The sequence below is a fragment of the Vibrio sp. 1CM7H genome, from assembly GCF_023161645.1.
Lineage (GTDB): Bacteria > Pseudomonadota > Gammaproteobacteria > Enterobacterales > Vibrionaceae > Vibrio > Vibrio diabolicus.
This window is the reverse complement of sequence record NZ_JALNTV010000001.1, coordinates 851,969-876,693: the sequence shown is the minus strand read 5'-3', so window position 1 is coordinate 876,693 and position 24,725 is coordinate 851,969. Positions and strand designations below refer to the sequence as shown.

23 protein-coding genes and 1 pseudogene are annotated in these 24,725 nt (G+C 45.0%); 17 read left to right on the top strand and 7 right to left on the bottom strand.

Features of this window, described 5'->3' with window-relative positions; genetic code table 11:
- Positions 1–128 precede the first annotated feature (128 nt).
- The 3 genes and pseudogenes from MSG33_RS03830 (at position 129) to MSG33_RS03820 (ending at position 2,388) form a co-directional block, all read left to right on the top strand.
- Entirely contained in the window at positions 129–605 is a 477-nt protein-coding gene (locus MSG33_RS03830) for a DM13 domain-containing protein (protein ID WP_048625072.1), read from the top strand.
- Between the two features lie 141 nt (positions 606–746).
- Entirely contained in the window at positions 747–1,547 is an 801-nt protein-coding gene (locus tag MSG33_RS03825) for a PhzF family phenazine biosynthesis protein (protein WP_182033727.1), read from the top strand.
- 146 nt (positions 1,548–1,693) lie between these two features.
- Positions 1,694–2,388: pseudogene (locus tag MSG33_RS03820) on the top strand (aspartate/glutamate racemase family protein).
- Positions 2,389–2,464: 76 nt separating this feature from the next.
- Here the strand turns inward: MSG33_RS03820 and MSG33_RS03815 are convergent.
- Positions 2,465–4,168, bottom strand: coding sequence for an FAD-dependent oxidoreductase (locus MSG33_RS03815; RefSeq protein ID WP_248379918.1), 1,704 nt, complete (start codon positions 4,166–4,168; stop codon positions 2,465–2,467).
- Positions 4,169–4,239: 71 nt separating this feature from the next.
- On the bottom strand, positions 4,240–4,425 hold the full coding sequence (locus MSG33_RS03810) for a DUF2892 domain-containing protein (RefSeq protein WP_012842250.1): 186 nt from the start codon (positions 4,423–4,425) through the stop codon (positions 4,240–4,242).
- Between the two features lie 178 nt (positions 4,426–4,603).
- Here MSG33_RS03810 and MSG33_RS03805 point away from each other — a divergent pair, with 178 nt between their 5' ends.
- Genes MSG33_RS03805 through MSG33_RS03785 form a run of 5 tightly spaced genes read left to right on the top strand, consistent with a single transcriptional unit; the run spans position 4,604 to position 10,218 of the window.
- Positions 4,604–4,912, top strand: coding sequence for a metalloregulator ArsR/SmtB family transcription factor (locus MSG33_RS03805; protein ID WP_012842251.1), 309 nt, complete (start codon positions 4,604–4,606; stop codon positions 4,910–4,912).
- Positions 4,913–4,940: 28 nt separating this feature from the next.
- Positions 4,941–5,360, top strand: a complete 420-nt coding sequence (locus tag MSG33_RS03800) for a YeeE/YedE family protein (protein ID WP_048625069.1) — start codon at positions 4,941–4,943, stop codon at positions 5,358–5,360.
- A 10-nt stretch (positions 5,361–5,370) separates the two neighbouring features.
- On the top strand, positions 5,371–5,829 hold the full coding sequence (locus tag MSG33_RS03795; RefSeq protein ID WP_248379916.1) for a YeeE/YedE family protein: 459 nt from the start codon (positions 5,371–5,373) through the stop codon (positions 5,827–5,829).
- A gap of 28 nt (positions 5,830–5,857) precedes the next feature.
- The gene (locus MSG33_RS03790) at positions 5,858–9,166 is read left to right on the top strand and encodes an efflux RND transporter permease subunit (RefSeq protein ID WP_248379914.1); all 3,309 of its coding nucleotides are present in this window, start codon (positions 5,858–5,860) and stop codon (positions 9,164–9,166) included.
- On the top strand, positions 9,163–10,218 hold the full coding sequence (locus MSG33_RS03785; RefSeq protein WP_248379912.1) for an efflux RND transporter periplasmic adaptor subunit: 1,056 nt from the start codon (positions 9,163–9,165) through the stop codon (positions 10,216–10,218). The genes MSG33_RS03790 and MSG33_RS03785 overlap by 4 nt, the downstream gene beginning before the upstream one ends.
- Before the next feature lie 85 nt (positions 10,219–10,303).
- Here MSG33_RS03785 and MSG33_RS03780 read toward each other — a convergent pair whose 3' ends face one another.
- Entirely contained in the window at positions 10,304–11,170 is an 867-nt protein-coding gene (locus MSG33_RS03780; protein WP_074189625.1) for an endonuclease/exonuclease/phosphatase family protein, read from the bottom strand.
- Between the two features lie 309 nt (positions 11,171–11,479).
- Between MSG33_RS03780 and nrdD the strand changes: the two genes are divergently transcribed.
- Both nrdD and nrdG read left to right on the top strand, forming a co-directional pair.
- The gene (nrdD, locus tag MSG33_RS03775) at positions 11,480–13,600 is read left to right on the top strand and encodes an anaerobic ribonucleoside-triphosphate reductase (protein WP_046875447.1); all 2,121 of its coding nucleotides are present in this window, start codon (positions 11,480–11,482) and stop codon (positions 13,598–13,600) included.
- Positions 13,601–13,684: 84 nt separating this feature from the next.
- Positions 13,685–14,155, top strand: a complete 471-nt coding sequence (gene nrdG, locus MSG33_RS03770; protein ID WP_005394529.1) for an anaerobic ribonucleoside-triphosphate reductase-activating protein — start codon at positions 13,685–13,687, stop codon at positions 14,153–14,155.
- A gap of 84 nt (positions 14,156–14,239) precedes the next feature.
- Here the strand turns inward: nrdG and MSG33_RS03765 are convergent, their stop codons facing one another.
- Positions 14,240–15,625, bottom strand: a complete 1,386-nt coding sequence (locus MSG33_RS03765; RefSeq protein WP_248379910.1) for an MATE family efflux transporter — start codon at positions 15,623–15,625, stop codon at positions 14,240–14,242.
- A 120-nt stretch (positions 15,626–15,745) separates the two neighbouring features.
- Between MSG33_RS03765 and MSG33_RS03760 the strand changes: the two genes are divergently transcribed.
- The 3 genes from MSG33_RS03760 (at position 15,746) to MSG33_RS03750 (ending at position 18,641) form a co-directional block, all read left to right on the top strand.
- On the top strand, positions 15,746–16,603 hold the full coding sequence (locus MSG33_RS03760; RefSeq protein ID WP_029802109.1) for an AraC family transcriptional regulator: 858 nt from the start codon (positions 15,746–15,748) through the stop codon (positions 16,601–16,603).
- 155 nt (positions 16,604–16,758) lie between these two features.
- Entirely contained in the window at positions 16,759–17,946 is a 1,188-nt protein-coding gene (locus tag MSG33_RS03755) for an amino acid aminotransferase (RefSeq protein WP_048625063.1), read from the top strand.
- A gap of 11 nt (positions 17,947–17,957) precedes the next feature.
- Entirely contained in the window at positions 17,958–18,641 is a 684-nt protein-coding gene (locus tag MSG33_RS03750) for an ATP-dependent zinc protease (protein WP_047009194.1), read from the top strand.
- Positions 18,642–18,754: 113 nt separating this feature from the next.
- Here the strand turns inward: MSG33_RS03750 and MSG33_RS03745 are convergent, their stop codons facing one another.
- Together MSG33_RS03745 and MSG33_RS03740 are read right to left on the bottom strand one after the other, a co-directional pair.
- Positions 18,755–19,291 carry a hypothetical protein gene (locus MSG33_RS03745; RefSeq protein ID WP_005394515.1) on the bottom strand — a complete coding sequence of 179 codons (537 nt, stop codon included), beginning with the start codon at positions 19,289–19,291 and terminating at the stop codon, positions 18,755–18,757.
- Positions 19,292–19,444: 153 nt separating this feature from the next.
- The gene (locus MSG33_RS03740; RefSeq protein WP_012842261.1) at positions 19,445–19,819 is read right to left on the bottom strand and encodes a NirD/YgiW/YdeI family stress tolerance protein; all 375 of its coding nucleotides are present in this window, start codon (positions 19,817–19,819) and stop codon (positions 19,445–19,447) included.
- 155 nt (positions 19,820–19,974) lie between these two features.
- Between MSG33_RS03740 and MSG33_RS03735 the strand changes: the two genes are divergently transcribed.
- The 4 genes from MSG33_RS03735 (at position 19,975) to modC (ending at position 24,071) form a co-directional block, all read left to right on the top strand.
- Complete coding sequence (locus MSG33_RS03735; protein ID WP_248379908.1) at positions 19,975–21,426, top strand: cobyric acid synthase; 1,452 nt, start codon at positions 19,975–19,977, stop codon at positions 21,424–21,426.
- A 69-nt stretch (positions 21,427–21,495) separates the two neighbouring features.
- Complete coding sequence (gene modA, locus MSG33_RS03730; protein ID WP_085343792.1) at positions 21,496–22,251, top strand: molybdate ABC transporter substrate-binding protein; 756 nt, start codon at positions 21,496–21,498, stop codon at positions 22,249–22,251.
- A 27-nt stretch (positions 22,252–22,278) separates the two neighbouring features.
- A complete protein-coding gene (gene modB / locus MSG33_RS03725; RefSeq protein WP_005394498.1) occupies positions 22,279–22,965 on the top strand; it encodes a molybdate ABC transporter permease subunit in 687 nt (228 codons plus the stop codon).
- Complete coding sequence (gene modC, locus MSG33_RS03720) at positions 22,965–24,071, top strand: molybdenum ABC transporter ATP-binding protein ModC (RefSeq protein WP_248379906.1); 1,107 nt, start codon at positions 22,965–22,967, stop codon at positions 24,069–24,071. Before modB ends, modC begins: the two co-directional genes overlap by 1 nt.
- Positions 24,072–24,142: 71 nt before the next feature.
- Here modC and MSG33_RS03715 read toward each other — a convergent pair whose 3' ends face one another.
- Positions 24,143–24,580 (bottom strand): DUF3069 domain-containing protein, encoded by a 438-nt coding sequence (locus MSG33_RS03715; RefSeq protein ID WP_248379904.1) that lies wholly within the window; start codon positions 24,578–24,580, stop codon positions 24,143–24,145.
- Between the last annotated feature and the right edge of the window lie 145 nt (positions 24,581–24,725).

The following is a 24,725-nucleotide window of genomic DNA, read 5'->3' as shown; positions in this document are numbered from 1 at the left end:
GGCAGCAATTAAGGCGCATTGGTCCAGCTTGTGTATAATATTAATGAAATTAGGCTATTAGACGTATAACCTGACGGATGTCTGTATTTGATCCGAAATCTAAGCTGATGAAACTAACAAGAAGATAGATGACCTTGAAAAGTATAATTAAATTAACGTTAAGCCACTTAGTGGCTGTTGCGATTGGTATTGCGATAGGTATCTATACTTTACCGATTCTTATTGCACCGCCTGCGCCGACCGATGAGCAAGTTGCTAAGAGCAAGCAAGGTGCAGAATACAGCGCAGTGTTTAAGAGGGAACTCAAAGGTAGCGACGCTTTTCATTGGGGAGAGGGAGAAATTCATTTGAGTTCTGAAGTCATTACGTTGGTAGGAAAACTCGCTCCCGGACCAGACTATAAACTCTATCTATCTCCTAAGTTTGTCGAAACGGAACAAGCGTTTAATGACCTTAAATCTGAGATGAGCTTGGTTGGTGATGTCAAAACATTCAATAACTTCGTTGTTGAGGTTCCTCAAGGGATTTCCATTTCTGAATACAATACTGTTGTTGTTTGGTGTGAAACATTCGGTGAGTTCATTACTTCGGCAAAATACCAATAAATCCCATTAGGAGAAAAAGTGGTTTCTTCTTAGTTAATAAAGGTTTACTGCTCAAACAACAGGTGCAATACATTACGTGGTACAAATGCACTAAGTGCTGCTAATGGTTCTACAGTGGTTGATAGAACTTAAGGATATTTTGTGGAAGTTAAAATTTTTCAGGTCGACTCGTTTACATCAGATGTGTTCAAAGGCAACCCTGCAGGTGTGTGTATCACAGAATCAAGCCTTGATGAGGAAGTGATGTTGGCCATAGCGGCAGAGATGTCACTATCTGAAACCGCGTTTCTGTCATTAAATACAATGCAACTTCGTTGGTTTACACCTGAAACGGAAGTCGCTTTGTGTGGACATGGCACATTGGCCACGGCGCACGTGCTGAGAGAGCAAGGGTTATATAGTACTGGTGATACCATTGAGTTTGGCACGCTATCCGGCGCTTTAACTGCACAACTTGATCATGACGACATTCATTTGGTGTTTCCTGCTCCTATTTTAGATATGCGAGCAAGTATTAACACAGACTTGCTTCACGGCTTAGGGCTCGATGTGGCTGATGTAAACGCTTATGGTCAGTTTGATAATAAGCAGTTGATCGTCATCAATGATGAGTCTTTGATAGAGCAACTCGAACCTGATTTTAGTGCGCTACTTAAACAAAAAGGTCGTGGAGTTGTTATCACTGCTCACTCAAGCACTGACGCTGATTTTGTCTCTCGTTACTTTGCCCCTTGGGTGGGTGTTGATGAGGACCCAGTAACAGGTTCTGCTCATTGCGCTTTATGTGTTTACTGGGCCAAAGAGCTCGGTAAAGCGCAATTAAAAGGCTTCCAAGCATCCAAGAGAAGTGGAGTTGTTTATACAGAACTATTGAGTCCGGAATACGTTAAGCTTTCTGGAAGTGCGGTAACAATGTTGCGAGGAGATATGAGAATCGCGTAGTCGTCCTTTTTGGTTCTCGTTTTTTTTTGATCGCAGGTTTATCCAGTTTTCACTAGTGACAAAGCTAGAAAGCTGTCTATCCACGTGGTTGATTTTGTTTGTAAAAGCACCCCTCCCATAGTGGTGTATAACGATTGGAGAGTTATATGAAAACTATCGGTCTTCTAGGCGGCATGAGTTGGGAGTCGACGCTTAGTTATTACAAATTGATCAACGAAGGGGTCAGGAGGCGTTAGGTGGCCTAAATTCCGCAAAAGTTTGTATGTATAGCGTGAATTTTTCAGAGATAGAGAAACTTCAACACCAAGGTAAATGGGAAGAAACGGCAAGTATTCTATCTGATGCTGCATCTTCAATAGAAAAAGGGGGCGCTGATTTTATTCTTATTTGTACGAACACAATGCACAAAGTTGCTCCTCAAATTGAAGCCAGTATTAATATCCCCATACTACATATCGCAGACGCGACTGCTGAGTTACTTCGTGAGAAAGAGGCTCAAAAGGTCGGACTCCTTGGTACTCAATTCACAATGGAGCAAGACTTTTACAAAGGACGGCTTTCCGACCTCTATGGGCTGGATGTCATAATTCCCACTCAAGATGATCGCTCTATAGTGCATAACATTATTTATAAAGAGTTATGCCAAGGTGAAATCAAAGAGGAATCGAGAACGATATACCTGCAAATCATTGAAAAACTAAAAGAGCAGGGAGCTGAAGCTGTGATTCTCGGGTGCACTGAAATTGCCTTACTTGTAAACCAAAGTCACACCGATGTTACGCTACTTGATACCACTTCTATCCATGCTCAAGCAGCAGTCCGTTTGGCGATAAAAGGTTAATGAGCTAGATTTGAGTCCATGTAAATAAACAAAATAGAAAACCAATCCCTCGGTTTTCTCTGTTTTTATTATCCCGTTATAAGCGCGAGAATTTGAGTGTTCTGTATCCACCAATCAAGTTGCGGGCTTTGTAACCATTGTTGACCAGTTGACGGTATGCCACGTTACCACGCAAGCCGACCTGACAGTAAATTACAATCTCTTTGTCTTTTGGTAGTTCACCCATACGATGGCGTAGCTGATCAACCGGAATGTTGATTGCCCCTTCAAGATAACCAACAGACTCCAATTCACCGGGGTTACGGACGTCGAGGAGAATTTGATCTTCAGTCAGGTTGTCGATTTCATCGTAATGAATCGCCGCTGCGTCACCTTTGATGATGTTATTTGCCACAAATGCCGCTTGGTTGATCACATCTTTTGCACTGCCGTAAGGTGGCGCGTAAGTCAGTTCAAGATGCTGCAGTTGTTCAACCGTCATGCCAGCACGTTGTGCAACAGCCATAACGTCGATGCGTTTATCGATGCCATCTTTACCAACTGCTTGAGCACCTAAAATCTTGCCTGATTTTGGATCGAACAACATTTTGAACGACACCACTTCTGCACCAGGGTAGTAGCTCGCGTGGCTTGCGGTATGCACGTACACTTTTTCGTATTCAACGCCAGCGCGTTTCAATTGTTTCTCATTTTTACCGGTAGAAGCCACAGCAAGGTCGAAGATCTTACAAATCGCTGTCCCTTGTGTGCCTTGGTAGGTTTCTTTGCGGCCGAGCATATTGTCTGCTGCCATACGACCTTGACGGTTTGCCGGGCCTGCAAGTGGCACTAGAGTTTGCTCGCCAGTCACGAAGTCTTTCTCTTCTATCGCGTCGCCGACAGCGTAGATCGAAGGATCGCTGGTTTGCATGCATTCGTTCGTGTAAATACCGCCTAGCGCGCCAATTTGAAGGCCAGCTTCTTGCGCCAGTTTTGTCTCAGGACGTACACCGATTGCCATGATCAGAATATCGGTAGTGAGTTTTTCACCGTTGTTTAGTGTTAACTCCAATTCACCTTCTAAGTGTTGGTGTTTATCACTCTCACCAGAGTCGAAACTTGCAACGTGCTCGTTAGTTACGAATTTCACAGATTCAAGCGCGACGCCAAGTTTGAGGTCTACACCTTTGTCACGAATTTCTGCATGAGCAAAGCCTGCCATTTCACGGTCTACTGGCGTCATGACTTGGTCTGCCATTTCGATCAGAGAGGTTTTAATGCCAAGTTGGTGGAAGGCTTCCATCATTTCTAAACCGATGAAACCGCCGCCAACAACCGTCGCATGCTCTGGCTTGTTCATTTGGATCGTTTCGATGATGCGATCCATATCTGGAATGTTACGTAGCGAGTGGGTGAGCGGGTTATCGAGACCTGGAATTGGCGGAACAATAGGGCCGGCACCTGGGCTAAGCAGTAGAAAATCGTACGATTCTACGTATTCAGACTCATCCAACAGGTTTTTGATCGTAACGGTCTTGTCCTGTCGGTTAATAGAAACCACTTCATTCATCACGCGAACATCAACGTTAAAGCGTGCTAAAAAGCTTTCTGGCGTTTGTAGTAGTAACTTACTGCGTTCTTGGATATCGCCGCCGATGTGATAAGGCAAGCCACAGTTGGCAAATGAAACGAATGGGCCACGTTCAAACATGATGATTTCGGCATCTTCGCTCAGACGACGAGCACGCGCCGCCGCAGATGCACCACCTGCAACACCACCGACGATTAAGATCTTAGTCATTTTTAACTCCAAGTTTTAGGGCGAACTGACCTTTCACGAATAGCCAGTGTGAAAGGTCACTACGCTCTAGATTATCTAAAACCAAATTTCTTTAAAAAATAAGCAGCAGGGCAGATTCCCGTGTAAGCACTTTGAATAAGATTAACGCCGATAAACACGGTGAACCAAATGAAGTTACTGTGAACGAACACGGTTAGTATGACCGAGATCAATACCATCGTGCCTGCAAAAATTCGTACTGCATTTTCTAACGTCATAACTCTTCTCCTTCGTACTCTCAAACTGAGAACGCCATCCTTTGATATTCATCACTATAATTGTCTAAATTAGAAATGTCTAATGTTAATTTATCTAAATTCACAATTACTAATTTAGTGTTGACTAAAGATGTTGTTTTAGTAATATCTAATTTAGTTTTTAATGTAGAGGTGAGTCATGAGCTATACAGATATGGATGTAGCAGCAATGAAAGGCAATGCTAATGAAGCTGCTGATCTCCTAAAAGTAATGGCACATCCGGAAAGGCTAATGGTGTTGTGCCAACTGACCCAAGGTGAGGTTGGTGTTGGGGAGCTGCAAAAGAACTCGTTCCTTAGCCAATCCGCCTTTTCACAGCACTTGACGGTGCTTCGCAAACACAAATTGATCAAGGCTCGTAAGGCATCACAGCAAGTGTTTTATTCGTTGTCAGAACCGAGAGTTGAGTCATTAATCAAGGCGCTTCATAGCGTTTTCTGTAACTAATTCGTAGCTAAGATTTTAGAGGTAAATAATGTTAAACGTTATTCCATGGGAATCGTTGTTTGGTGGCCTTTTGTTAGGGATCTCCGCCACTATATTGTTGTTGGTTAACGGGAAAATTGCCGGAATCAGTGGAATTATGAATGGCATTATGTCACCGAAAAAAGGCGATTATTCGTGGCGATTGCTTTTTGCGGTTGGAATGATAGCTGGTGGCTTGATTAGCGTCCTAATGTTGGGCGTTGCGGTTCCTAGTACCGCGAACCTTTCTTTAGGAATGGTGATTGCCGCTGGTTTATTGGTAGGAATCGGGACCAGACTGGGTAACGGATGTACTAGCGGACACGGCATTTGTGGCATGGGCCGTTTGTCTAAGCGCTCTATTGTGGCGACCTGTGTATTTATGGCTGTCGCTGGTCTAACGGTATTCGTTCGACTTCACCTAGTTTAAGAGAGATTCCATGAACAAGACTATTTTTCGTTTTTCTGCTCTTTTGAGCGGTGTGTTATTCGGTATGGGCATGGCGGTGTCTGGCATGATCGACCCAGCTAAAGTCATTGGATTTTTAGATATTTATGGCAGTTGGGATCCAAGTTTGGCTTTTGTGATGGGCGGCGCACTCGCGGTATTCATGCCAAGCTATTTTTTAATCATCAAGCCGAGAAAACAATCAGTTAGCGGTGAAGCGTTTTGCACACCAACCAATAAGAACATCGACGGACGTTTGTTATCTGGTGCGGCCATCTTTGGTTTAGGTTGGGGTTTGGCAGGTATTTGCCCTGGCCCTGCGGTTGCGAGTCTGGCATTAGGCAACGTGAGCATTGTGGTGTTCTTCCTTGCGATGTTAGTTGGATCTCTGTTCGCGAAGGCGATCATTACTTACCGTAACGCGAAGAAGATGAAAACCGCGAACGCGTAAACAATCAATCTGATATGGAGGGGAAAGGATGCCCGACAAACTAAAGCGAAGTTTTGTTCAGTCCGTGATGAACAGCTTTTTCCCTCCGATCATGATTTTACTCGCGCTTATGGTCGGTGCCGCGGCTTTGTGGCTGACCCCGAAAGAGGAAGACCCGCAAATCGTTGTGCCGATGGCGGATGTATTGGTTTCGGCTCCCGGACTAAGCGCTTCTCAAGTCGAAAATCAAATCACTGAACCATTAGAAAAGCTTGTTAGCCAAATTGACGGTGTGGAATACGTTTATTCTTCGTCAATGGAAGGTGCTGCGCAAGTCATCGTTCGTTTCTATGTCGGCGAAAACCGCGAAGATGCTCTGGTTAAGCTTTACAACAAACTCTATTCCAACCAAGATAAAGTTCCTCCTTCTGTCACTAACTGGCTCGTAAAGCCTGTTGAAATCGATGATGTACCCATTGTTGTTGCCGCAATTTATTCCACCGATCCAGACATTCTCGATCGCCATCAGCTGAGACGTATTGCAGACCAAGCCACGTTAGGTATTAAATCATTGGATGCCACCAACAAGGTGGAAGTGATTGGCGGTGAGCCGAGAAAAATCCAGATAGAGCTTGATTCCGTTGCGATGGCAAACTTCAAAGTAACCATCGATGACCTCGAACAGGCCATTCAGCTCAGTAATAGCAAAACCCAAGGCACGAACGTTCGCGTAAACGGGCAAAATTACACATTGGAATCGGGACGGTTTCTGACTAACGCCGAAGAGGTTGGCGATCTTGTTATCGCGGTGCTCAATGGCAAACCCGTTTATTTGAAAGATGTCGCGCGTATTTACGACGGTGAAGGTGAGGCAACATCCGATACTTGGTATCGCGATAAAAACTACGATGAAGCATACCCAGCGGTGTTCATTTCTGTCGCTAAACAAAAAGGCTCGAACGCGGTTAACGTCGCTCAGTCTGTTCGGGATAAACTGGCGGCGCTTCAATCCGAGCAGTTTCCTCCACAAGTTCAAGTTGCAGTCATTCGTGACTATGGCGAAACGGCGAATGCGAAAGTAAACAACTTGGTATCAAGCCTTGGCATCTCTATTCTAACGGTCGTGGTGTTTGTCGGTTTGTTTTTGAACTGGCGAAGCGCATTGGTGGTTGGTATCGCGATTCCGATTAGCTATGGTGCCGCGCTCGGGATGGACTTGGCATTTGGCTATTCCATCAACCGAGTCACGCTCTTTGCATTGATTTTGGCGCTAGGTTTGATCGTGGACGATCCGATCGCGAGTATCGACAACATTGAACGCTACCTCAAACGCAAAAATCTAACACGAACCAACGCGATTGTTCTCGCCATGGCAGAAATTCGTAGCGCCTTGTTAATGTCGACGGTCGCGATTGTTATCGTGTTTACGCCGATGTTTTTTATCACTGGGATGATGGGGCCTTACATGGCGCCACTTGCGTTCAACGTTCCGATCAGCGTTATCTTTAGTACCGTTGTCGCGTTTATGATCACGCCTTGGCTTGCCAAGAAGCTACTCAAAGGTGCTGAGGAAAACGGCCACTATGACATCCAATCTTCGCCGATGTATCGTTTGTATCGTGGTGTGTTGATTCCGCTACTTGAAAGTCGCAAGAAAGCGTGGCTTTTCCTTGGTTTGGTTGCCTTGTTGTTCGTCTTGGCAGCATTGTTGCCAGCACTTCGCTTAGTTCCACTCAAGTTGCTGCCTTATGACAATAAAAATGAGTTCCAATTGGTATTAAACATGCCAGAGTCTTCAAGCTTTGTGGATACCTCCAACGCTCTGTCGAGCTTTACGGACTATTTAATGACGGTGCCGGAAGTGACAAGTGTGTCGGGCTTTGCAGGCACCGCTTCCCCAATGGATTTCAACGGCATGGTGCGCCACTACTTTATGCGTAGCGAACCATACCAAGGCGAGCTTCGAGTCGTTCTTGCAGAGAAGAATCGCCGCGCAATGCAATCACACGAACTGGTGACACGACTCAGGGCGGATTTAGAGCAGATTGCAGATAAGTTTGACGCTGACGTGCAGCTAGTCGAAGTGCCGCCAGGCCCGCCTGTTATCGCCACCATTACGGCAGAAGTTTACGGTGATGAAGCGACATCTTATGAAGATCTGATGAGCCAAGCAGAGAAAATCGCGGATAGGCTTCGCAAAGAACAGTTGGTTTCTGAGGTGGATACCAGCATCCAAGGTGATTTAGAAACGTGGCAATTCATTGTTGATCAAGAAAAAGCGGCGCTGTCCGGTGTTTCTGTTGCTGATATCAATAACACGCTGATTACCGCCGCGAACGCCAAAGTGCTCGGTTATATAGCCGATCCAAGAGAAGTGGATCCACTACCTATCGAAGTGCAGCTCCGACGCGAAGACAGAGATAACCTGAATCAACTAGAGCAGCTTTATGTGCGAGGCCGTCCGGGGATTGCAAAAGTAGAATCCAATGGGGCTGTTGTGGATGCTCCTCAGCCTATCGTGCAGTTGTCTGAAGTCGGTCATTTTGTGAAACGCGCAGCGGACAAACCGATTTTCCATAAAAACCTCAAGCCTGTTGTGTATGTCTACGCCGAGGTAGTTGGGCGTGTTCCGGGTGAAGTGATTGCCGATGTGATGGCTGACCAAGATACAACTCACGCGGAAGATGTGCATCGTCACTGGCAAGATCGCACGTACTTGAGCAATGGAGCTGGTGTCACTTGGAGCGTGCCAGACAACATCGAAGTAGTTTGGAGTGGTGAGGGGGAATGGAAAATCACAGTAGACGTATTCCGCGATTTAGGCATTGCTTATGGCGCTGCGCTGCTTGGCGTATTTGTGGTGATGTTGATTCAAACAGGTTTACCTGCGGTATCGGGCATCATCATGCTGGCGATACCACTGACCGTGATTGGGATTATGCCGGGGTTCTGGATTTTGAATGTGTTAAGCAGTGACATCGGTAATTACCCCAACCCAGCTCTGTTCACGGCGACCGCGATGATCGGCATGATTGCGCTAGCTGGGATTGTGGTGCGTAACTCACTCGTTTTGATTGAATTTGTTCAGCAATCGCTGGCTGAAGGTCGTAGCTTACATGATGCGTTGATTGAATCTGGCGTTGTTCGTATGCGGCCAATCTTGCTGACTGCGGGTACAACGTTACTGGGTAACGTCGTGATTACGTTAGACCCAATTTTTAACGGTTTGGCTTGGGCAATCATATTCGGTATTACCGCCTCGACCATCTTTACGCTGCTTGTGGTTCCGGTGGTTTACAACCTTGCATACCAAAACACCAAAGGACATGGATTACCTCAGATGGAGGAAGAGCAATGAAATTAGATACCAAATGGTTAGGCGTGATTCTGTTTGCCATACTCGCGCTTCTTTTTCTCTATATGGCTGGATTTTTTACAGAAAAGTTGCCGACAGAACATGACGCGAAAACCAACCAGATTGATGTAAATAACGCAGAGACACATCAACTGATGTTAACCAGCGAACCGGTTGTTCGAGAATTTCCGGGCGTCGTCGTTGCAGAGCAGCACGCCGATATCGCGGCACGGTTAACGGCATCGGTGATGGGGGTATTGGTGAAGGTTGGCGATAGAGTGAAGCAAGGAGACGTGTTGGCGCGGCTAGAAAGCGATGATCTCGACGCGCGAGTTCGTCAAAGTGAGCAGGCTTTATCCTCTGCACAAGCGCAGCTCAACGCGGCGAGAAAGGAGTTTTCTCGTGTCAGAGCGCTTTTAAACAAAAAGCTGATCCCTCAATCGCAATTTGACCAAGCGGAAAGTGCGTTGCAAACCGCGCAAGCCAACTTCAATAAAGCTCAGGCGGCGGTCTCTGAGGCGGAAACGACCTTTGGCTACAGCATTATTACTGCGCCGTTTGATGGCTTGATCACGAAAAAGCCCATCAACAAAGGTGATACTGCGACGCCGGGGGCTTTGCTTTTATCAATGTACAATCCAAACTCGTTGGAAATAGAGGTGAACTTTGCTGAGTCTGTCATGCCTTATGTAACTTACGATAAAGAAGTGGACGTTGTTTTTCCGTCTTACAACCTCAACGCGCAAGCGGCTGTAAAAGAAGTGACGCCGTCGGCAGATGCCAACTCGCGCAGTTATACCGTAAAGCTTCAATTTGAGCCGCTAACGGCTATCTATCCAGGTACATACGCCAAAGTCGCGTTGACCTTGACCGACGATGTTGTACTTCGCGTGCCAAAAGAGGCGGTTTACCAAGTTGGTCAATTGGACTACGTAAAAGTGGTGCAAGACAGCGGTGAGGTAGAAACTCGACTTATCCAGCTTGGAGAGTTGGGGAGAGTGCGAACGGGGTTAAAGCAGGGTGACGTCGTACTGCTGAATCCAAGATCGCTTTGATAGAACGGTTTCTCTCGTCTAATCAAACGTCTATCTAACAAACAATATAAAATAGCCCAGCATGATGCTGGGCTATTTTGTTCGTTCAGTTAAGCGTTACCGTTGCGTTTACAGGGCAATGGTCACTCAGTTTGTAATCCAAAACATCTTGTGAGCTGAACAGCGTTTGATGTGCGTTTTTCGCTTTTATTTGCGGGCTAACAATAATGTGATCAATCAAAGAGCGGAATTGGTGTGTTTTTCTTGGGTTCTTATTTGAGCGAACCTTGCAATCCGCTTTGGTATCTCGCGTTACCAATTGTGCATCGTTACCAAGCGTCATGATCGCCCACAGCCAATCACGTTGATACGACAAGTTGTGATTGAAATCGCCCATTACGGCGTACTGCTGCTTTTTCTTTTCTCTCTCGCTCATCCATTTCGCAAGTGCTTCTCCTTGTTGGCTCAGTGTTTGGCAATTGCGGTTGTTTTTGTATGCTCCGCTGCATCCTGCTTTTAGATGCACAGAGAGCAGGTGAAGCTCGTCCTTTTGGTTTGGGTTAACGACGATGTAGCTGGCAAAGCGCAACTTGCTATTACCACGCGTGATTGAGAAGTCTGCTGGATCAGACACTTCAATGTCTTTGCGCACAGCAAAACCAGTGTACTGATTGGTATCAGAAAACTGAAGGTGCTTATTGTTTGATTGAGCTCGATCAGAGAGGTAAATCGCGTAGCCATCGCCTACGGCTTTTTGAACCGCAGCTTTGGAGTCGACCTCCTGAAAGGCGATGATGTCGGCTTGAGTTTTATCCACATATTGGTTGAGTTTGACGAAATCGTCACTGGTTCTAGAAACCTTACCTCCATTTATAGACAGCCATTCTATATTCCAACTGGTTAAGTTGATGGAGTTTTGAGCAAGTGACGTTGAACTAAAAATTAATAAGGCAGTAACAAATAGTGATCGCATATTGGCTTGTTTCACTCCTGGATTTTAGCGTATTCCTTTCCAACCTTTATCCTATAAGCGCTCTAAAAAAAGCAAGTAGATTTCGTACCAATTTTGCAATTTTCATGGTTTTCTTCGCAACTGAGATCAGTACCAATAAGATCGATTTGTTCTTGTCCGCTAGCCGATCTTTATTGATCAAAATCAATGTTTTCAAGTGGTGCTTTTCGTTAAATACGCCACAATATATTGTGTTAGCAGAATAAAAAATAACCCCATATAGTGTGTTTGTGGATAACTCTGTGAGTATGCTGGGGTAAGGAGAAGAAAGTGAAACCAATCGTAATCAAGCGTGACGGCTCAAGGGCTCCGTTCAACAGGGATCGTATCCAAGCAGCAGTTGAAGCGGCAGCGGAAAACAAAGATAAAGATGTCGCCATTTATGCTCTTAATGTCGCTCTTGCTGTCGAGTTACAGCTAAAAGATCACGATGAAGTTCACATCCATGAGATTCAAGACTTAGTCGAGAATGAACTCATGCAAGGTCCTTACAAAGCCCTAGCACGTTCTTACATTGAATACCGCCATGACCGCGACATCGCGCGTGAAAAGCAAAGTGCACTAACTCGTGAAATCGAAGGTTTGATTGAAGAAAGTAACCTTGATTTGATCAACGAAAACGCGAACAAAGACGGCAAAGTTATCCCAACTCAGCGTGACCTTTTAGCGGGTATCGTGGCGAAGCACTACGCGAAAACGCACATCCTGCCTCGTGATGTGGTTCAAGCACACGAAGTGGGTGACATTCACTACCACGATCTGGATTACGCGCCTTTCTTCCCGATGTTTAACTGTATGCTTATCGATTTGAAAGGCATGCTAACGCACGGCTTCAAGATGGGTAATGCAGAAATCGACACGCCTAAATCGATTTCAACTGCGACTGCCGTAACGGCGCAAATTATTGCTCAAGTAGCTAGCCATATTTATGGCGGTACGACAATCAACCGTATCGACGAAGTGCTTGCTCCGTACGTTATGACAAGCTACGAGAAACATCTAGAGATCGCGAAAGAGTGGAACATTGCCGAGCCAGAAGAGTTCGCTAAAGCGCGCACCGAGAAAGAGTGTTACGACGCATTCCAATCGCTAGAGTACGAAGTAAACACACTGCACACGGCAAACGGTCAAACGCCATTCGTTACGTTTGGTTTTGGTCTTGGTACAAGCTGGGCGTCTCGTCTTATTCAGCAATCGATTTTGAAAAACCGTATCGCTGGTCTTGGCAAAAACCGTAAAACCGCCGTATTCCCTAAATTGGTGTTCGGTATTAAAGACGGTCTAAACCACAAGGAAGAAGATCCAAACTACGACATTAAGAAGCTTGCACTTGAGTGTGCTTCAAAACGTATGTACCCAGACATTCTTAACTACGACAAAGTCGTGGAAGTCACGGGGTCATTCAAAACACCTATGGGTTGTCGTAGCTTCCTAGGCACCTACGAAGAGGATGGCGAACTTATCCATGAAGGTCGTAACAACCTTGGTGTAGTTAGCTTGAACTTGCCACGTATCGCGCTTCGCGCAAAAGGCAGCGAAGCGAAGTTCTATGAACTGCTTGATGATCGTCTACGTCTTGCTCGTAAAGCACTAGAAACGCGTATTTCTCGTCTAGAGAACGTAAAAGCGCGCGTTGCCCCAATTCTATATATGGAAGGTGCATGTGGTGTGCGCTTGAAAGCGGACGATTCGATTGCAGAAATCTTCAAAAACGGCCGTGCGTCAATTTCTCTAGGCTACATTGGCGTGCATGAAACTATCAACGCGTTGTTTGGTACTGAAGCGCACGTTTACGATGATGCCGTATTGCGTGAAAAAGCGGTCGCGATCATCAAACATCTAAAAGATGCGGTGAACCAATGGGCTGACGAAACTGGCTATGGCTTTAGCTTGTACGCAACACCAAGTGAAAACCTATGTAGTCGCTTCTGCCGCATCGACACCAAAGAGTTTGGTTTGATTGAAGGCGTAACAGACAAAGGTTACTACACCAACAGCTTCCACTTGGACGTTGAGAAGAAGGTTAACCCTTACGACAAGATCGACTTCGAGATGCCTTACCCTGAAATTTCAAGCGGTGGCTTCATCTGTTACGGTGAGTTCCCGAACATGCAACGTAACGTAGAAGCGCTAGAAAACGTGTGGGACTACAGTTACACCCGCGTTCCTTACTACGGAACCAACACACCGATTGATGAGTGTTACGAATGTGGTTACACCGGTGAGTTTGAATGTACAAGCAAAGGCTTTACTTGCCCGAGTTGTGGCAACCATGATTCAACCAAAGTATCGGTGACACGTCGCGTATGTGGCTACTTGGGCAGCCCAGATGCACGTCCGTTTAACTTCGGCAAACAAGAAGAAGTTAAACGTCGAGTGAAACACCTATAAGGTTAATTACCACTCGATTCAACACTTTGAAAATCAACCTGCTTTAGGTTGATTTTCTTTTTCGCGATAACAAAGAGACACATTATGAACTACCACCAATATTATCCAATTGACGTTGTTAACGGACCGGGTACGCGCTGCACATTGTTTGTGTCGGGGTGTGTGCATCAGTGTCGTGGCTGTTATAACCAATCGACGCAACGCTTGGATTCGGGTGTGTTGTTCACGCAAGAAGCGGAAGACAAGATCATCAATGATTTGAATGACACGCGCATTAAACGTCGCGGCTTGTCGTTGTCTGGCGGAGATCCGCTTCATCCTGCTAATGTGCCTCATATTTTAAAGATCGTGAAAAGGGTGAGAGAAGAGTGTCCCGGTAAAGACATCTGGGTTTGGACAGGCTACACGCTGGCTGAACTGGATGACGCGCAAAGAGAAGTGGTGCAATACATCGATGTTTTGATTGATGGTAAGTTTGAACAAGACAAGAAAGACCTCAATCTCGAATGGCGTGGTAGTTCAAACCAAATCATTCATCGCTTTACAGACATCTAACCAAGTATTCTCCAAACATAAAAAGGGCTCACGCGTGCATAACGGGTGAGCCCTTTTGGTGTGAGTTCGTCAGTGCATTTACAGTTACGCTGTCACCGTTTGGTCATCTTCGACCATATTGTTTATCCAACGTTTAGATTGGATACGATAAGTCGTCAGTACGCCTTTCACAAATTCTTCAGCTAGCAGAGACATCAAGACAAAATGCAAAGGCAACCCGAGTACCATACCAGTGTAATAGGTAAGGGGAATGCCAATAGCCCACTGACCGAACGTATCAATAAAAATGCTGTAGCGAATATCCGCACCACTCTTTAGTACGCCGCCAATCCCTACCATGTTAAACACTCTTAAAATCATACCCAGCGCCATGACTAAGCATACGTTGAGTGCCATTTCTGCATCGGTTAATGGGCTCAGTACCAATAGATGATGAATCAAAGGCGAGCTCAACCACACTAGGAAAAACAGTAAGGTGGCTAAGATTGCGCTGGTTAACACATACCACCACGCCGTTTTCTCGACCCGATCATAATGTTTTGCGCCAATATCATTCCCAAGAAGAACGGATGCAGCGACCGCAAATCCCATAAAGGTTGAAATCAGTACACCTTCAATTGGCGACAAGAATGAGATGATCGCAAGTTCTGAAACGCCCAATTGACCATAGATGATGCTGTAAACGATCAGTCCACCAGTCCAGAGCGCATCGTGGACCAACATGGGTAGAGAAACCTTAAAGTATTTTTGACGATACTGCTTTAAACGGCCTTGTGCCCAATCGAATTTGGTCGGAATCAGGTGCGCATAACGTTTGCAGAAAAAGTAAATCAATACCGCAGTTTGGAAAAATCGAGAAACAAAAGTACCGACTGCTGCACCAAATACGCCCCATTGAGGAAATCCAAATAAACCGAAAATCAAAACGGAGTTCAGCACGACATTCACAACAATGGCGGAGATACTAACGTTGGTTGCCAGTTTGGTTTGGCCTACGGAGCGCAATACCGCTTCAATCGGTACCACTATCGCCGTTGCAATGAGACTAAAGCCCGTAATCACAAGATAGTCACGTGCATAAGTGACGTATTCAGGATCGTCTGACATGAAAGAGACGATCTCTTTATCAAAAATCGCATAAAGAACAATAAACGGCAGCGTCACTAAAATGGAAATAAACCAAGATTGCGCCAGTGTTCTGCGGATTCCTGCCAGGTTCCCTGAGCCGTAATATTGAGAAGCCAGCACCGTTACTGCACCGCAAAGACCGAAAATGACTGCAAGGTTAAAGAAAAAGACGCGGTTTCCGACACCGACTGCAGCCGTTGCGGATTCACCGAGTTGGCTCACCATGAAAATATCCACGACGCCGAGTAACGCAAAAAGCATGGATTGAAGTGAAACAGGAAGGCCAATCGCAATCAGCTTTTGCCAAAATGCTTTATCGATGTATTCGCGTGTTAAGAGCATCGCATTTCTCCTTAAAGATTAATGCGAGTAGTTTATCCCTATGATTTGGCGGTGTATTTTTCAAAGGCATCCAAAACCTTTGTAAAACTCTCCACTAGTGTATATGTGAGCCAATAAATCATGGAAGATAAACAAGAACGCTACGCGATTTCAGAAAAAACCTATCAAGAGTTTATTGATCACAGTCGAGTACTGGCATTGGAGGAGAGAGGCATTGTGCAGTGCGGAATTGCAACCTGTCGTGACTTCTTCTCTGTTTATCGTAAAAACCAAAAAAAACACATGCTGCTTTACACCGTGCGCGGTAAAGGTTGGTTAGAAAGTGGGGCGTGTCGATATGATTTGGAGCCTGGCTCGTTGATCACGGTGCCAGCAGGTGTTGAAAACGGTTTTGGTATGGAAGAGGAACTCTGGCAGATCGCATGGCTTTTTCTTGCTCCTGATAGAGCATGGCCAATGATAGAGAGTAATATTAGTTACCAGCTCACATCTGCACCTGAGGTGATGTATGCGTGTATCCAAACGTTGTTACGCAGCATTAATCTTCCTATTGATTATGGTGGTGCGGTTGGTGCACATAGCGTGGCTCAGTTAGAGCTGATGTTAAACATGCCGCCCTCAGAGTCGATATCACGCAGCCAATTGAGGCTTCGGCGCGTATTCGATCTTGTCCAGCGTCAGCTGCATAAGGATTGGAGTGTCGAGCAAGTGGCAGCTTTATATCCATGTTCGGAGCCACATTTGCACCGTCTGACTCAAAAGCAGTTTGGTCGAAGCCCGATGGCACATTTAACACGTATGCGCATGGAATATGCTGCTAGGCTACTTCGTTCAACAGAATGGCCGATTCAACATATTGGAGAGATAGTCGGATATCCAACTAGTGCCAACTTTAGTACACGTTTTAAAGCGTGGTCGAGCATGACGCCAAGAGAATTTAGGAAAAACGGAAGAGTGGATTGGTATATTGAGGAGTGAATCGTTCTTTTTATAACCGATAGAGCGCACAAAACTTATCGCAACCCAGAATTTTGTTCTCTAATTGATGAAATAAGTGAAAAATCATTTCGCCATTTTTTGCGATGGTGTTAACGTGAGGTTCGGTACTTGAATTTCAAAGGGTTATGACTTTCATGTTTTCTAATCTCCCAACTCCCGTATTAGATCCTATTTTATCTCTATCCGTTGCATACCGTAACGATGACCGTCCAAACAAGGTTGACCTTGGTATTGGCGTCTATAAGAACAGCGCAGGTGAAACGCCGATCATGAAAGCCATTCAAATGGCGCAGGATGTCGTTGTTGAAACTCAAAAAACCAAATCGTACGTTGGTCTTGCGGGTTGCGAAGAATTTAATAAAAGCATGATCGATTTGCTACTGACGGGAACGTCAGCAATGGATCGTGTTGCTGCCATTCAAACGCCAGGTGCAAGTGGTGCGCTGCGTATGTTAGGTGACCTGATGAAGGTCGCACAGCCAGATACGACGGTTTGGATTTCAAACCCTAGCTACGTAAACCATAAACCAGTGATGGAAGCGGCAGGTCTTAAAGTTAAGTTCTACCATTACTTTTCTCCAGAAACGAAACAAGTAGACACAGCAAAAATGATGGATGATCTTGCGAAAGCAGGGCCTTCTGATGTTGTATTGCTGCATGGTTGTTGTCACAACCCAACAGGCGCAGATATCGATTTTTCTGCTTGGCAAGCCATTACGGAATTGTCACAGAAGAACGGTTTCACACCATTTGTTGATATTGCCTACCAAGGCTTTGGTGATGGCCTAGAGGAAGACGCAAAAGGGCTTCGCTTCATGGCAGATAACGTTGAAGAGATGTTAATTACGACATCATGTTCGAAGAACTTTGGCCTATATCGCGAGCGCACAGGTGCGGCGATTGTCGTTGGTAAGAACATGCAAGACGTGGCCAACGCAAAAGGCAAGTTACTTACGTTAGCGCGTTCTACTTACACGATGCCACCCGATCATGGAGCTGCTTTGGTTAAGACGATTCTTCAAGATGACAACCTGACTTCCGTTTGGAAGCAAGAGTTGAGTGAAATGCAACATCGTTTGGTTAGTCTTCGTCAAAGTTTGTGTAACGAATTGAGAAACAACCATAATACCGATCAATTTGACTTCATTGAGGGTCACAAAGGCATGTTTACTGTGCTAGGCTTTAGTGAAAACCAAATGGCGCAACTGCGTGAAGATTATGGCATTTATGGTGTCGGCGATGGTCGAATTAACATCGCTGGACTTACCGAAACTCATATTCCATACGTAGCGGACGCAATTAAGAAAGTATCTCAAGCTTAATTGGAGTGTGGATGAAAAACTGGAAACTGATTCTGCCGCTTATGATGAGCGGCAGTTTAATTGCTTGTACGTCAACTCAAACGACGCCGGAACCTGCTGAGCCTGAGTCGCCGAAGGTCGAAGAACCTGTCAAAGTAGAGCCAGAAGTGAAACCAGAGGTCGATCCAACGCCTGAGGTGGAGCCTAAGCCTGAAGTAAAACCTGAGAAAAAGCTCGAGCCAAAACCGACAAAACCAGCCAAAGTGACAAAGACACCAGACGGCATGTTGATTCTTGGTTCTGAAGAGTGGGTTTACGTTCCTGAAATTGATCAAACCTTCAAAGCTAGGGTCGATACAGGGGCGACAACATCATCAATTAGCGCGACAGACATTGTTCCGTTTGAGCGTGATGGTAAAGATTGGGTTCAGTTTAAGATCGACTTGGGCGATAAAGAAACTAAAGAGTTTAAAGTACCTGTAGAGCGCTGGGCTAAAATCAAGCAGTCATCGTCAGAAGAGGTGGATAAACGAGCGGTAGTAAAAGCGTATATTACCGTCGGTGACCACAAAGAAAAGACTGAGTTTACGTTAGCTGAGCGTGGGCATATGAAGTTTCCAATTTTACTAGGTCGAAGCTTTTTTAGAGATATCGCCGTTGTGGATGTATCGAAAAAGTATGTCCAAGATAAACCTAAAAAATCCGGCAAAAATTAATGCCTTATTACTAGTTCCGGCTAACAATCGGTACTTAACAAAAATGGCCTCCGAAAACGGAGGCCATTTTTATTGAATCACACACTTGTTAATGCAGTTGCTTGGTTACTTAATTAAAATGCAAAACGAGCAGACATCACAATTTGTTGGCCATAGACACCATTATTTTTGAAATCCGCGCCAAGTGATAGTTGCTGAGTAGAGTGGAATCTTGCGCCAAAATTATAAACGGTATTGGAATCGTCGTTATCCATTATTTGACCGATACGGGCATGTAGCTCAACATTTTGCATGAACCAAATACGAGTACCAATATTCACCTCAGTGCGCCACTCGTCACCCACTTTATCACTGCCGTTTTCTTTAATGTTGTGTACCAACATTTGGCCATAAATATCCGCAAATTGACCCGCAGGGCCATTAAAGCCAATACCACCAGCAATGTCCCAGTCTCCGCTGAATTCACTGTCTGCGCGAGCAATGAAGTGGGTGTTTTCCGTAAAGTAGGTATTGAACTCGCCACCAAATGTACCAGGGCTAGTGCCCATGCGAAATTCCATCGTGTTGTAGTTGAAATTATTTGCATGTGCGGAAAGTGGCAAAACAGCGCACAAACCAAAGGCTGCAACCTTTAGAGCTTTACCTAGCATGGTGTCTCCGGGCAAGATGATTAAAATGAACAAAAAAATGGTCTGCAAAAAGCAGACCAAGATTGATAAAGCTATCATTTTAAGTGCTTGCCGTCACCATTTAGCTGTAATGCTCACCACATCATCCTGATATCCAAAGCAATCGGGGGTGTTTTACATGATCACCAGTTGCTCGACTTCAATTTCTGGCTTATTTCCGCCTTCAAATTCGCCAAACAGACGGACTTTAGTCGTGTGATCAATCGGAGAGTTTAGTCGGATATCGTCATCCAGTTCGACCATGACTTCACCGGAACCATCGCTAAAGACAAACTTATCCGCGCGAACTTGACGTAATAAGTTACCTTCAACGACTACATCTTTTTCAGTAAACATATTGGAGTCGTTTAGCAAGGCGTCCAATTTTTCCACAGTGACAGGACCATTAAACTGCAAGTTTGATTGGTTTTGAGCGTGATCTTTCGCGAACGCGATAGAAGGAGCAATAACTAAGGCGGCGATTGTTGCGATAATTGTATTCTTTTTCATGTTACATCCTCATCGGTTTGTTTTGATGGGTTCATTAAAACAGAGCTTGTTTGAACCAATGATGATTTCAACATTCATATTCTATTCATTTGCTTGAGTAAGTGGGGACGATGACGTTATGATTGTTCATCTTCCTCTATTCCTTACAAATGTTCATGAAATCAGCGATCCCATCTTTAATGGTTCAAGGCACCACTTCGGATGCCGGAAAAAGTGTCCTTGTGGCAGGTTTATGCCGTGTATTAGCGAGAAAAGGGATAAACGTTGCCCCATTTAAGCCACAAAACATGGCACTAAATAGTGCGGTAACCAAAGATGGCGGTGAAATAGGTCGAGCTCAGGCAGTTCAGGCACAGGCGTGTAATATTGAGCCAACCGTGCATATGAATCCGGTTTTGATTAAACCTAACAGTGATACAGGTGCTCAGATCATTTTGCAGGGCAAGGCGCTTTCAAATATGGATGCGGCTGGCTTTCATGATTACAAGAAAGTTGCGATGGATACGGTGTTAGATTCCTTCTCTCGTCTGACTCAAGAATTTGATTCGATCATGATCGAGGGTGCAGGGAGTCCTGCTGAAATCAATTTACGTGAAGGCGATATCGCGAACATGGGTTTTGCGGAGGCCGCTGATGTTCCGGTGATCATTGTTGCTGATATTGATCGTGGTGGTGTATTTGCGCATTTGTACGGAACACTCGCGTTACTTTCTGAATCTGAACAAGCGCGAGTAAAAGGATTTGTTATCAACCGTTTTCGAGGTGATATTCGTTTATTGCAATCGGGCCTCGACTGGCTAGAAGAAAAAACAGGCAAACCTGTACTCGGCGTGCTTCCTTTTCTTCATGGTTTGAATTTAGAAGCAGAAGACGCGATCACCGCGCAGCAAGAGTTGCACTCTGAGGTAAAACTGAATGTCGTTGTGCCTGTTTTAACCCGGATTAGTAATCATACTGATTTTGATGTGTTGCGATTGAATCCCGACATCAATCTACGTTATGTAGGCAAAGGCGAGAAAATAGATAAAGCCGATCTTGTTATTTTACCTGGGACCAAATCAGTTAGAGACGACTTAGAGTATCTAAGAAGCCAAGGGTGGGATAAAGATATCTTACGTCATATTCGTCTTGGTGGAAAAGTGATTGGTATCTGCGGTGGCTACCAGATGCTTGGAAACTTGATTGATGACCCAAATGGCGTCGAAGGCCAGCCGGGTCAAAGCGAAGGGCTTGGCTTACTAGACATCACCACGACGCTAACTAACAGCAAACAGCTTACAAATACACAAGCACAGCTTTCTCTTAATGGCAAAACAGCCAATGTAAAGGGTTATGAAATCCACGTAGGACAAAGTGAAGTGCAGGGCGTTCAACCTCTTACATTGAGTTCCGGTGAAGCTGAGGGGGCTATCAGCAAGTGTGGCCAAATCATGGGAACCTACCTTCACGGGTTCTTTGATGAGGCAGATGTCTTAAGCCTGGTGTCAGAGTGGGTAAACGGCACTCAAATCAAACAACAAGACTTTGAAGAGTTAAAGGAGCAAGGAATTAATCGTATTGCAGATGCGATAGAACAACATATGAACCTTGATTTTTTGTTTAAATAGCACATTAACTGATTGAACTTTATACCCAAATAACCAGTTCTTTCGCTTGCCTTGTATTGGAGTTTCTCTATGAAAGCATGGAAAACGCATGCTTGCCTCGCGGCAATATTAAGCATTTCATTTTCAGCTAACGCAGCTACGAACCTCAAAGTGTATGCGGCGTCTTCGATGACGAATGCGATCGACGAAATCGCACAAAACTTTGAAGAAAAGTATGACGTTTCTATCACTCCCGTTTATGGTGGTTCTTCTTCTATCGCTCGACAAATTATCAACGGCGCACCAGCGGATATATTCATTTCTGCGAATACTAAATGGATGGATTATTTGGTCGATAAAGACGTTATTTCTCGTGACAATGTCACAAGCTTGGTGCGCAATAGCTTAGTGTTGATTGCGCCTCAGTCTTCAGAATTAACCTCATTTAACTTCTCTGATGCAACAGCATGGGAAAAGGCATTGCATGGAAATCGCCTTGCGTTAGGCAATCCGACGTCAGTGCCTGCTGGTATGTACGCGAAAGAATCACTGACTACACTGGGTGTATGGAAAGAGATTCAAACTCAAATCGCACCAGCAAAGAATGTGCGCCTAGCTTTGGCGTTGGTTGAACGTGGAGAAGCACCTTTAGGCGTGGTCTACAAAACTGATGCGCAGTTAACCGACAAAGTCAAAATTGTCGGTGAATTCGCGAGTGATACGCATGCGGCTATTGTTTATCCGGCTGCGGTTGTGAATGATTCTACTGAGTCCGAGCAGTTCTTCCAGTACCTAAAATCGGACGAAGCCGCACGCGTTTTTGCTCAATATGGCTTTCAGCAATAAACCGGCTTTCAATAATAGGAACGAAGCGTGACAGAACTGGAATACCAAGCCTTAATGTTAAGCCTCAAAGTGGGCGCGTACGCAGTACTTTGGCTCATTCCTCTCGGCGTTTTTCTTGCTTGGCTACTTTCTCGAAAAACGTTCTTCGGTAAATCGATTCTAGATAGCTTAATTCATTTACCACTGGTATTGCCGCCAGTGGTTATCGGCTATTTGTTGTTGATTTCTCTTGGGCGGCAAGGGTTTCTTGGAAAGTGGCTCTATGAACATGTAGGGCTAGTCTTTAGCTTTAATTGGAAAGGAGCAGTAGTCGCTTGTATTGTCGTGGCCTTGCCTTTGATGGTTCGGTCTGTGCGGTTAAGTTTAGAGAACGTTGACCCTAAACTGGAACATGCCGCGTCAACGTTAGGCGCTTCTCCTTTAAAAGTTTTTCTCACCATTACGTTACCACTGACCATTCCCGGAATTATTACTGGGACGATGCTGTCCTTTGCTCGTAGTCTTGGTGAATTTGGGGCGACGATCAGTTTCGTCTCTAACATTCCAGGAGAGACCCAAACGATTCCACTAGCAATGTACAACTTTATTGAAACGCCAGGCGCGGAAATGCAGGCGGCTCGCCTATGTATCATTTCTATCGCGTTAGCTTTGTCTACATTAATGATCTCTGAATGGTTAAATCGTAAAGCGGCAAGTCGATTGGGTGCGAAGTAATGACGATTAAAGTTCAATTTAAACAAATGCTTGGTGATACTGACTTCGATATTAAGCTTGAGTTACCGTGTAACGGAATTAGCGCTTTGTTTGGGCGATCTGGTGCGGGAAAAACCACGTTAATTAATATCATCAGCGGATTAGTTGCACCAAAGCAGGGACATGTTGCGATTGGTGATCACGTTTTGTTTGATAGTGAAAAGGGGATCAACTTACCAACACACAAGCGCGGCATTGGTTACGTGTTTCAGGATTCACGTTTATTTCCTCACTATTCGGTTCAAGGCAATTTGTTGTATGGCGTTAAAGAAAAAGATGACGAGTACTTTGATGCAGTCACCGAACTCTTGTCTATCAAACCGTTACTAAAGCGCTTCCCGATCTCACTGTCTGGTGGTGAAAAGCAACGTGTTGCGATTGCACGAGCATTACTATCAAAACCCAACTTGCTTTTGATGGATGAACCACTTGCGTCGCTTGATATGCCGAGAAAACGTGAGGTGATGCCATTTCTGGAGGAATTGTCGGATAAGGTTAATATTCCGATTATCTATGTCACGCACAGTCTCCAAGAAATTTTAAGGCTTGCTCAGCACCTTGCAATTATTGACCAAGGTAAAATTACGAGTTCAGGTAAGCTTGAAGACGTGTGGGCTTCTCATGCGATGCGTCCGTGGCAGTCTTTCTCGGATCAAAGCAGCTTATTTGAAGGCCGAATTGCTGAACATCATGAGCGTTATGCGCTGACTTGTGTCAGCCTTGCACCTAATGCATCACTATGGGTGCAAAAGATTGATGGTGAGCCAGAGACGCCAATTCGCTTACAAGTGCGTGCCAACGACGTTTCTATTACGCTAGAGCAACCTAAGGCGACTTCTATTCGAAATATCCTGCCTGCGACTGTCGATTCAATCGAGGTGTTTAACGCGGCTGATGATAAACAGAGTATTAATGTATCGCTAAAGCTAGATGAGGGATGTTATTTGTGGGCAACGATAACACCTTGGGCGCTTGATGATCTCGACTTAAAGGCAGGTGATAGTGTATTCGCACAAATTAAAGGTGTCAGTGTCACGCAAAAAGACGTGGCGTTAGCGCCGCATTAATCGTTTAAAGCTACGCACGCTTAATGATCAAAAAAGGCCGTAAACGCGGCCTTTATTTTGTCGGAAAAACGTTATTTTGCGAACACTTCTTTGAATTCGCGTTTAAGAAGTGGGTCGCGACGTGCTTTCTTAAGTTGCTTAACCATGTCTTTCACGCAGTTGTGAAGCACATTATCAAGTAATTGAGCGCGGTATTCTTCTTTATCTTCATCTGTCATGTTTTTTGGCAGATTAAGAGTAGGGAATTCTTCCATCACGTTGATACCAGCAAATGCTTGGCCAACAGAAACTAGAGCATGAAATTGCTCGAAGTTATCTAGAATGTTCTGAGCACTTGCAGGCATTTCGTCCCAAGACTCACGCACTGCTTCTTCAGACACTTCATGGATAGAGGTAACCATTTCGAACATTTGCTCTGGAACTTCGTCAAACTCAATAACTTTACGTAGTTCAGGAGAAATGGTTGCTAGATCGATTTTTTTGCTTTCGCTGTTAGTTGCTTCTGACATGGTGTGTCTCTCATTACAAAAAGGCGGGAATATTAATACCAAATGCATCAAATAGCTATACCCATGTGTCCGCAAGATGACCAGAACACGTGAGTTTGTTGAACTAACGTTCGTTGGTCATGTTTTGGTAGGGCAATTTTCAGTG